The organism is Promicromonospora sp. NPDC059942 (assembly GCF_042731755.1).
GTDB lineage: Bacteria > Actinomycetota > Actinomycetes > Actinomycetales > Cellulomonadaceae > Promicromonospora.
On record NZ_JBHWLR010000047.1, the window covers coordinates 1,475 to 3,458 of the forward strand.

Sequence of the window (1,984 nt, forward strand, 5' to 3'; positions counted from 1 at the left end):
GTTTTTTATGGAGAGTTTGATCCTGGCTCAGGATGAACGCTGGCGGCGTGCCTAATACATGCAAGTCGAGCGAACAGACGAGGAGCTTGCTCCTCTGACGTTAGCGGCGGACGGGTGAGTAACACGTGGATAACCTACCTATAAGACTGGGATAACTTCGGGAAACCGGAGCTAATACCGGATAATATATTGAACCGCATGGTTCAATAGTGAAAGACGGTTTTGCTGTCACTTATAGATGGATCCGCGCCGCATTAGCTAGTTGGTAAGGTAACGGCTTACCAAGGCAACGATGCGTAGCCGACCTGAGAGGGTGATCGGCCACACTGGAACTGAGACACGGTCCAGACTCCTACGGGAGGCAGCAGTAGGGAATCTTCCGCAATGGGCGAAAGCCTGACGGAGCAACGCCGCGTGAGTGATGAAGGTCTTCGGATCGTAAAACTCTGTTATTAGGGAAGAACAAATGTGTAAGTAACTATGCACGTCTTGACGGTACCTAATCAGAAAGCCACGGCTAACTACGTGCCAGCAGCCGCGGTAATACGTAGGTGGCAAGCGTTATCCGGAATTATTGGGCGTAAAGCGCGCGTAGGCGGTTTTTTAAGTCTGATGTGAAAGCCCACGGCTCAACCGTGGAGGGTCATTGGAAACTGGAAAACTTGAGTGCAGAAGAGGAAAGTGGAATTCCATGTGTAGCGGTGAAATGCGCAGAGATATGGAGGAACACCAGTGGCGAAGGCGACTTTCTGGTCTGTAACTGACGCTGATGTGCGAAAGCGTGGGGATCAAACAGGATTAGATACCCTGGTAGTCCACGCCGTAAACGATGAGTGCTAAGTGTTAGGGGGTTTCCGCCCCTTAGTGCTGCAGCTAACGCATTAAGCACTCCGCCTGGGGAGTACGACCGCAAGGTTGAAACTCAAAGGAATTGACGGGGACCCGCACAAGCGGTGGAGCATGTGGTTTAATTCGAAGCAACGCGAAGAACCTTACCAAATCTTGACATCCTCTGACCCCTCTAGAGATAGAGTTTTCCCCTTCGGGGGACAGAGTGACAGGTGGTGCATGGTTGTCGTCAGCTCGTGTCGTGAGATGTTGGGTTAAGTCCCGCAACGAGCGCAACCCTTAAGCTTAGTTGCCATCATTAAGTTGGGCACTCTAAGTTGACTGCCGGTGACAAACCGGAGGAAGGTGGGGATGACGTCAAATCATCATGCCCCTTATGATTTGGGCTACACACGTGCTACAATGGACAATACAAAGGGCAGCGAAACCGCGAGGTCAAGCAAATCCCATAAAGTTGTTCTCAGTTCGGATTGTAGTCTGCAACTCGACTATATGAAGCTGGAATCGCTAGTAATCGTAGATCAGCATGCTACGGTGAATACGTTCCCGGGTCTTGTACACACCGCCCGTCACACCACGAGAGTTTGTAACACCCGAAGCCGGTGGAGTAACCATTTGGAGCTAGCCGTCGAAGGTGGGACAAATGATTGGGGTGAAGTCGTAACAAGGTAGCCGTATCGGAAGGTGCGGCTGGATCACCTCCTTTCTAAGGATATATTCGGAACATCTTCTACGAAGATGAGGGATAACGTGACATATTGTATTCAGTTTTGAATGTTTATTAACATTCTTTGTACATTGAAAACTAGATAAGTAAGTAAGATTTTACCAAGCAAAACCGAGTGAATAGAGTTTTAAATAAGCTTGAATTCATAAATAATCGCTAGTGTTCGAAAGAACACTCATCAAGATTAATAACTAGTTTTAGCTATTTATTTTGAATAACAATTCAAAATATGGTGGAAACATAGATTAAGTTATTAAGGGCGCACGGTGGATGCCTTGGCACTAGAAGCCGATGAAGGACGTTACTAACGACGATATGCTTTGGGTAGCTGTAAGTAAGCGTTGATCCAGAGATTTCCGAATGGGGGAACCCAGCATGAGTTATGTCATGTTATCGACATGTGAATTC

2 rRNA genes (1 of these 2 only partly in view) are annotated in these 1,984 nt (G+C 47.8%); both read left to right on the forward strand.

The annotated features are described in order from the left end of the window. Positions 1-4 precede the first annotated feature (4 nt). A 16S ribosomal RNA gene (locus ACFV9Q_RS29135) occupies positions 5-1,555 on the forward strand. A 264-nt stretch (positions 1,556-1,819) separates the two neighbouring features. After that, positions 1,820-1,984: ribosomal RNA gene (locus ACFV9Q_RS29140) — 23S ribosomal RNA — on the forward strand; its annotated part runs 2,038 nt beyond the window's last position; the annotation flags it as partial.